This window comes from Dickeya chrysanthemi NCPPB 402 (assembly GCF_000406105.1).
In the GTDB taxonomy this organism is placed as follows: domain Bacteria; phylum Pseudomonadota; class Gammaproteobacteria; order Enterobacterales; family Enterobacteriaceae; genus Dickeya; species Dickeya chrysanthemi.
Genome location: NZ_CM001974.1, coordinates 1275203 through 1282867, shown reverse-complemented (window position 1 = coordinate 1282867; position 7665 = coordinate 1275203). Strand labels below are relative to the sequence as shown.

Genomic DNA, 7665 nt, shown 5'->3' with positions numbered 1-7665 from the left:
AGTTGCTGCTGGATCACCCGCTGATTACCGCCGATCTCGCTCATCCGTCTGCGCCCCGCTCTGCGCCGGGCGTTATCGTGGCGGCGCTGGCGCGTCGCAAAGCCGCCGGGTTGCCGGCGTTCAGCGTGATGTCGTGCGATAACATGCCGGAAAACGGCCGCGTCACCCGTAACGTCGTGCTGGCTTACGCCCGCGCATTCGACCCGGAACTGGCGGTCTGGATAGATCAACACGCCACCTTCCCATCCACCATGGTGGACCGCATTGTCCCGGCGGTCACCGCCGAGACGCTAAGCCAGCTTGCCGGGCAACTCGGTGTGGACGATCCGGTCGGCGTCGCCTGCGAGCCGTTTGCACAGTGGGTTATTGAAGACCACTTCGTCAATGGCCGACCGGCCTGGGAAAAGGTGGGCGCGGAGCTGGTGCAGGATGTGTTGCCGTACGAAGAAATGAAACTGCGTATGCTCAACGGCAGCCACTCTTTTCTGGCGTATCTAGGCTATCTGGCCGGCTATGCCCATATCAGCGACTGCATGCAAGACCCGGCGCTGGTGGCCGCCGCCCGGCATCTGATGCTGCAAGAACAGGCGCCGACGCTGCACACTCGTGGGGTCGATCTGGCGGCCTACGCCGACGCGCTATTACAACGCTACCGTAATACCGCGCTAAAACACCGCACCTGGCAAATCGCCATGGACGGTTCGCAAAAGCTGCCGCAACGTATGCTGGATTCCATACGCTGGCATCTGGCGCACGACAGCCGATTCGACATGCTGGCGCTGGGCGTCGCCGGTTGGATGCGCTATGTCGGCGGGGTGGATGAACAGGGCCAACCGATCGACATCAGCGATCCGCTGAAAGAAGCGCTGGCGCTGGCCGTCCAACACAGTGAACAGGGGGAAGCCCGTGTGCGGGCGCTGCTGGCGCAGGAGACCATTTTTGGCCGCGACCTGCCCGCCGACAGCCGCTTTGTCCAGACGGTGACCCGCTACTACCTGTCGCTGGTCAATCATGGCGTTAAAACCACGCTACAAGCGCTGACGCAATAACCCGCCCGACACGCACAGGCCGGCACCCCGCCCCGCCTGTGCGGTATCGACCCGCCGGGAAAATGACGCCCCTTATGGATAAGGCGTCGGCTAACCATGTATCATGACGACAAATGGCTTAAATACCCCACGGATGCATGGATAACTACTCTCAAATCAACAGTAACGAACCTGTTAATCAGCAGATCTACCGCGTATTGCGTAAAGACATCGTGGAATGCACGATCCCGCCCGGCAAACTCCTGTCTGAAAAGGAAATTTCAATGCGCTTTTCCGTCTCTCGTCAGCCGGTACGGGAAGCGTTCATCAAACTGGCGGAAGCCGGGCTGGTACAGATTCTGCCGCAGCGCGGCACATTCGTGATGAAGATTTCCGAACAGCGCGTGGCCGACGCCCGTTTTATCCGTCAGGCGCTGGAATGTGCGATCGTACGCCGGGCTGTCGAGTTTATTACTGACGAACAGTTGCTGATGCTGGAGCACAATCTGCGCCGTCAGGAGCTGGCGGCGCAAAACGAACAAATACGCGAATTTCTCAGTCTGGACGATGATTTCCATCAGTTACTGACGCAGATAGCCAAATGCCCGCTGGCCTGGGAAACCATCGAATCGATCAAAGCCACGATGGACAGGGTGCGGTTCCTGAGCCTCAGCCAGGTGTCGCCGCCGGCCAGCCTGATTGAGCAGCACTATGTGATTTTCAATGGATTAAAAGCCCGTGATGCGGATGCGGTGGAAAAAGCGATGAGCGGGCATCTGCAGGAAATGATTCACTCCATTACCCCTATCGCCGAGCAGAACCGGGAGTGGTTTGAACTGCCCTAAGCCGGTGACGCCCCAAACCGCGCCGATATTGATTCGCTCGTTTTTAGCCGTCACAGCCTGTCTCGCTGAATGATGGCTTGAGCCGCCAGTCGGCTCAAGCCACGCTAAGAGCCTATCTCAATAGGCTCTTAACGTCGGCGTATTCTATTTCACCATCGGCAAATTCAACCGATGCTCTGCCGCACAGGCGGTGGCAACCTCGTAACCGGCGTCGGCGTGGCGCATCACGCCGGTGGCCGGGTCGTTCCACAGTACCCGCGCCAGCCGGGCATCGGCCTGTTCGCTGCCGTCGCAGACGATCACCATCCCGGCATGTTGGGAAAAGCCCATGCCGACGCCACCGCCGTGGTGCAAACTCACCCAGGTAGCACCGCCCGCCGTGTTCAGCAGCGCGTTGAGCAACGGCCAGTCGGATACCGCGTCCGAGCCGTCCTGCATCGCTTCCGTTTCCCGGTTAGGCGACGCCACCGAGCCGCAATCCAGATGGTCGCGGCCGATAACGATCGGCGCTTTCAGCTCACCGTTACGCACCATCTCGTTGAACGCCAGCCCGGCCAGATGCCGTTCTCCCAGCCCCAGCCAGCAAATGCGCGACGGCAACCCCTGAAAGGCGATGCGCTCGCGCGCCATGTCCAGCCAGCGGTGCAGGTGATGATTATCCGGGAACAGTGCTTTCAGTTTGGCGTCGGTTTTGTAGATATCTTCCGGGTCGCCGGACAGCGCCACCCAACGGAACGGCCCTTTGCCTTCGCAAAACAGCGGGCGGATATAGGCCGGGACGAAGCCGGGGAAATCAAAGGCGTTACGTACACCTTCATCAAACGCACGCTGCCGGATATTGTTGCCGTAATCCACGGTGGGCACGCCCATGTGGCAAAAATCCAGCATCGCCTGCACATGCACCGCCATCGAGGCGCAGGCGGCTTTCATTACCGCCTCCGGCTTGCTGATACGTTCCTGCTGCCAGCGCGCCACGCTCCAGCCAGCCGGCAGGTAGCCGTTGAGCGGGTCATGAGCGGAGGTCTGGTCGGTGACGATATCCGGTTTCATGCCGCCTGCTTTGGCGCGTTTCACCAGTTCCGGCAGCACCTCGGCGGCGTTGCCGAGCAGGCCGACGGAAACGGCTTTCTTCTGCGCGCAGGCATCGGCGATGATCGCCAACGCCTCGTCAAGGTTGCCGGCTTTATAGTCGAGATAACGGGTACGTAACCGAAAATCGATGCGGGACTCCTGACACTCTACCGCCAGCACGCTGGCACCGGCCAGTACACCGGCCAGCGGCTGCGCGCCGCCCATGCCGCCAAGACCGGCGGTGAGGATCCATTTGCCGCTCAGATCGCCGTGATAGTGCTGGCGACCCGCTTCGGCGAAGGTTTCATAAGTCCCCTGCACGATGCCCTGCGCGCCAATATAAATCCACGATCCGGCGGTCATCTGGCCGTACATCATCAGCCCGGCTTTATCCAGCTCATGGAAGTGTTCCCAGGTGGCCCAATGCGGCACCAGATTGGAGTTGGCAATCAATACGCGCGGGGCGTCGCCGTGGGTGCGAAACACCCCGACCGGTTTGCCCGATTGCACCAGCAGAGTTTCATCCGCTTTCAACTGGCGCAGGCTGGCAAGGATCGCGTCGAAGCACGCCCAGTTGCGGGCGGCCTTGCCAATGCCGCCATACACCACCAGATCCTCCGGACGCTCGGCCACATCCGGGTCAAGGTTGTTCTGGATCATGCGGTAGGCGGCTTCGATCAGCCAGTTTTCACAATGCAGTTCGGTACCGTGCGGCGCGCGGACGATACGGGCAACAGCAGACGTCGTTGAAGAAGAGGTGGTCATAGCAGGTTCCTTATCAAACAGAAGCCGGTTCAACGGCATAACTGGGTAACAATGCGGTGATGACGGACGGCCAGCGCTCACGGCCGGCCCACCGGCGCATCAGGTCAATATCTGTGGCCATCAGGCGGTCGTGGTCCAGAAACGCCACCTGTTCACGCACCTGCGCCAGTTCGCGCTCCAGCAACGGCGAGCTTTTCAGTGGGCGATGGAAGTCGATACCCTGCGCGGCGGCCATCGCTTCAATCCCCACCACGGTGGCGGTGTTAAAGCACATGCTGCCGAGCCGACGGGCGGCGTAGGTCGCCATCGATACATGATCTTCCTGATTGGCGGAGGTCGGCAGGCTGTCGACGCTGCCGGGGTGAGCCAGCGACTTGTTTTCCGACGCCAGCGCGGCGGCAGTGACCTGGGCAATCATAAAACCGGAGTTGACGCCGCCGTCGGTAACCAGAAACGGCGGCAACCCGGACAGCGTGCTGTCGAGCAGCAGCGCCATGCGCCGTTCGGCAATGGCACCGATTTCCGCCACCGCCAGCGCGATGATGTCGGCGGCGAACGCCACCGGCTCAGCGTGGAAATTGCCGCCGGAGATCACCTCGTCGGTTTCCGGAAACACCAGCGGATTATCCGACGCGGCGTTGGCTTCGATGCCCAGCACGCGGGCGGCGTGCTGCAAATTATCCAGACACGCGCCCATCACCTGCGGCACGCAACGAATCGAGTACGGGTCCTGCACCCGGCCACAGTGAGCGTGTGACTGTAAAATCTCGCTGTCCGCCAGCAAGGCGCTGACCGCCGCCGCTACCGCCATCTGCCCCTGCTGGCCGCGCGCCTGATGGATGCGGGTATCGAACGGCTTCACCGAGCCTTTGATTGCCTCGAGCGACAACGCGCCGGCCACCAATCCGGCGGCAAACACGTTTTCGGCCTCGAACAACCCGCGCAGCGCCAGCGCGGTGGAGACCTGCGTGCCGTTGAGCAGCGCCAGCCCCTCTTTCGGCCCCAGCACCAGCGGTTCGACGCCCGCCCGCGCCAGCCCGTCGGCCGCCGGGATAAGCTCACCGTCGACCCGTGCCAGCCCTTCGCCCAACAACAGCAGCGATAAATGCGCCAGCGGCGCCAGATCACCGCTGGCGCCCACCGATCCTTTCTCCGGGATACAAGGCATAACGCCGGCGTTGAACAGCGCCAGCAGCGTGTCGATGACCTGCAACCGCACCCCGGAGTGACCACGCGCCAGACTGATCACCTTGGTCGCCATCACCAGACGCACCACATCATCCGGCAGCAGATCGCCGATGCCGACGCTGTGCGACAACACCAGATTACGCTGTAGCTCCGCCAGCCGGTCGGCCGGAATGCGGGTCTGGGCCAGCTTGCCGAAACCGGTGTTGATGCCATAGACCACCCGGTCCTGACGCACAATGCGCTGCACCGTTTCCTGCGCCGCCGCCACCGCCGCGCGCGCCTGTTCCGCCAGCGTCAACGCGACGTTTCCCCGATAAATAGCACGCAGCGTGGCGAGATCCACTGCGCCGGGCGTCAGGCAATAGCTTCGGGTTTGTGACATATATCTAATCCTGTATAGACAAGTAAGGCTAAAAAAATCCGGCTGCCCTCATTTTCCATTATCCAGCCGGTACACATGTCTCATGCTGCATCCCCAGGTACGCCGCTCAATGCGCCGGCGCCTGTCGGGTTTCACTGCGAATCTCTTGAGTCACCTGCGCTTTCAGCGCCATAAATTCCGGCGAGGTGTTAAGGGTATAGTCTCTCGGCCAGGGAAAATCCACCGCCACTGCGGTTTTCATCCGCTCCGACCGGCACCAACCATCGCGTCATCAATCCTGTCGGCGGTTGCCGCGAACCAACCACCAAGAGACTTCAAGTGTATAATCTTGTCTATACAAGCAAGAGCCATGCCAGCACAGCGAGGCTGACGAACCGCCGGGGAAAAATGCAGGAGTATGCGGCGGGAACGGGGGAGCGACCTCAGATAAGGATCGGCAGAGCGCCCTATAACGGTGCGCTCTGCCCTGTTTTCAGCCATGCAAACGGCAGTACGCCGTTTATCACACCGTCAGGCGGCACTAAAACCGATAAAACCATAATACTGAGACGGCCCAGTTACCGCCTCGGCACCGGCCTGTTTCACTGTTTCCAGCACGTCCTCGCCGGAAACGTGGAACTGCCATGCCCGGCTGAGCGACGCTTCGGCATGCTCTTCGGCGCTGAATTGCCCGGCCAGTTCCAGCGCCGACATAAAGGCCGTCATGTCCGGCAGATAGGCGGTGAAACCATCACCTTTCAGCGCGCTGGTGGCGATCCCCAGCCAGTTGCAAATCGACGCTTTAAAGTAGATATCCTCGCGGTCCGCCTGCCGGGAACGTTCAATCAGCGCCTGCGTTTCGGCATCCACCAGCCGGTCCGACACAATCAGCGCCGCACCCTGCTGCCAGGCTTCCGGCGGGCAATCTTTGTTGATCTGTCGTAGCGGAATATGCGGGTTAATCTCCATCGGGTAAATGCGGCACACCAGCGGACGCCGCTCATAGATCCGGCAACGCATATCGTCATCCAGATGTCGGCAGGTAGCCGGATTGTAAGTCGCGAAGATAATGGAGATGAACGCCCGGGTATCGCCACTGATCACATCACAGGAACGTAACTGCGCATGTTGCCGCTGCTCGGGCGGAATACCTATACCGTTATGCAAAAACCCTTCCGCCAGAACGATGATTTGCCCACCGTCCTGCGCCCACTCTTTTGCTTCAGCCAGGGTCAGGGGAACATGGTGACCCGTGCAGCATTTGCCGCACCCCACACAGGAAAATGCTGTATCCATTGCTTATCAACTCTTATTTAAACGACGCGCACAAAGCAGAAATAAAACGACTCTGACCCTCAACTCACGACACCGCCTTCAGCGCTTTGTCTGAATTACGTATGAATGATCAAGGTTTGGTAAAGATAACGTTGTGATAACGTTAAGTGGCGATATTTTGATAAATTTACAAACCACCGTCTACCAGACTGTCGTGGCTCGCTGATCAACCGGATGAATCCGTGTGGTCATGAGGAAGTCCGGCCATGAGCCACGCGTGTCGTCATCACAGTTGTCTATACAGGACTGGTCGTTGTTCGCTACACTGCGCTCATCTGTTGCCTTTGAGGATAGTGCCTTGACCGACCTGCAAACCGCTTCCCAACTCGCTGCCGCGATGAGCGATACCCCTGCGCCAATCTACCAGCGGGTCAAACAGGCCATTATCAGCCAGATTCGCAGCGGCGCCTGGCAACCGCATCAGCGAGTACCGTCGGAAAGCGAGCTGGTCAACGAACTGGGCGTCAGCCGTATGACCATCAACCGGGCGTTGCGGGAGTTAACCAGCGAAGGGTTTCTGGTACGGATGCAGGGTGTAGGGACTTTTGTGGCGGAGCAGAAAGCGCATACCGCCATGCTGGAAGTGCACAACATCGCCGATGAAATCGCCGCCCGTGGTCATCGCCACGGCAGTCGGGTGCTGGTGCTGGAAACCCTCGGCGCCGATGCCGATCAAGCCGCGCAACTGGACATCGCCCCCGGCCAACCGCTGTTCCATTCGCAAATCGTGCATTATGAGAACGATGTGCCGGTACAACTGGAAATTCGTTACGTCAACCCGCAGGTGGCGCCGGACTACCTGCAACAGGATTTTACCCTGGATACGCCGCACAGCTACCTGAGCCGCGTCGCACCGCTGACCGCCGGCGAGCACCGGGTGGAGGCGGTCGCCGCCGAACCGCACCAGCGCAACCTGCTGGCGCTGGGCGAACAGGAACCCTGCCTGTTGATTCGCCGCCGCACCTGGCACGGCTCGCGGGTCGTCACCGCCGCACGGCTGTTTTACCCTGGTTCCCGTTATCAGCTATTCGGGCGTTTCTGATGCCTCGCCTTGCTCGTCAGGGCCAGGCAC

The 7665-nt window shown here is 60.4% G+C and carries 6 protein-coding genes and 1 pseudogene; 3 read left to right on the top strand and 4 right to left on the bottom strand.

Annotated features, from left to right (window positions below; genetic code table 11):
- Both DCH402_RS05880 and DCH402_RS05875 read left to right on the top strand, forming a co-directional pair.
- Positions 1–1049: mannitol dehydrogenase family protein (locus tag DCH402_RS05880; RefSeq protein ID WP_040000302.1), on the top strand; the 1049-nt coding region annotated here is incomplete at its 5' end.
- A gap of 137 nt (positions 1050–1186) precedes the next feature.
- Positions 1187–1873, top strand: coding sequence for a GntR family transcriptional regulator (locus tag DCH402_RS05875; protein WP_012769006.1), 687 nt, complete (start codon positions 1187–1189; stop codon positions 1871–1873).
- 144 nt (positions 1874–2017) lie between these two features.
- Here DCH402_RS05875 and hutU read toward each other — a convergent pair whose 3' ends face one another.
- The 4 genes and pseudogenes from hutU to DCH402_RS05860 all read right to left on the bottom strand — a co-directional run bounded on the left by hutU (position 2018) and on the right by DCH402_RS05860 (position 6554).
- Positions 2018–3709 carry a urocanate hydratase gene (gene hutU / locus DCH402_RS05870; protein WP_040000301.1) on the bottom strand — a complete coding sequence of 564 codons (1692 nt, stop codon included), beginning with the start codon at positions 3707–3709 and terminating at the stop codon, positions 2018–2020.
- 13 nt (positions 3710–3722) lie between these two features.
- The gene (hutH, locus tag DCH402_RS05865) at positions 3723–5279 is read right to left on the bottom strand and encodes a histidine ammonia-lyase (RefSeq protein WP_040000300.1); all 1557 of its coding nucleotides are present in this window, start codon (positions 5277–5279) and stop codon (positions 3723–3725) included.
- A gap of 106 nt (positions 5280–5385) precedes the next feature.
- Positions 5386–5532, bottom strand: a pseudogene (locus tag DCH402_RS22195) (ABC transporter ATP-binding protein); the annotation flags it as partial.
- 257 nt (positions 5533–5789) lie between these two features.
- Positions 5790–6554 carry a YkgJ family cysteine cluster protein gene (locus DCH402_RS05860; protein ID WP_040000299.1) on the bottom strand — a complete coding sequence of 255 codons (765 nt, stop codon included), beginning with the start codon at positions 6552–6554 and terminating at the stop codon, positions 5790–5792.
- 337 nt (positions 6555–6891) lie between these two features.
- On the opposite strand from DCH402_RS05860, the gene hutC reads away from it, so the two are divergent.
- Positions 6892–7635 carry a histidine utilization repressor gene (gene hutC / locus DCH402_RS05855; RefSeq protein ID WP_040000298.1) on the top strand — a complete coding sequence of 248 codons (744 nt, stop codon included), beginning with the start codon at positions 6892–6894 and terminating at the stop codon, positions 7633–7635.
- Positions 7636–7665: the final 30 nt, after the last annotated feature.

Coding starts and splice junctions, on each gene's coding strand:
- DCH402_RS05875 (WP_012769006.1), top strand. CDS start 1,187: ATGGATAACTACTCTCAAATCAACAGTAACGAACCTGTTAATCAGCAG.
- hutU (WP_040000301.1), bottom strand. CDS start 3,709: ATGACCACCTCTTCTTCAACGACGTCTGCTGTTGCCCGTATCGTCCGC.
- hutH (WP_040000300.1), bottom strand. CDS start 5,279: ATGTCACAAACCCGAAGCTATTGCCTGACGCCCGGCGCAGTGGATCTC.
- DCH402_RS05860 (WP_040000299.1), bottom strand. CDS start 6,554: ATGGATACAGCATTTTCCTGTGTGGGGTGCGGCAAATGCTGCACGGGT.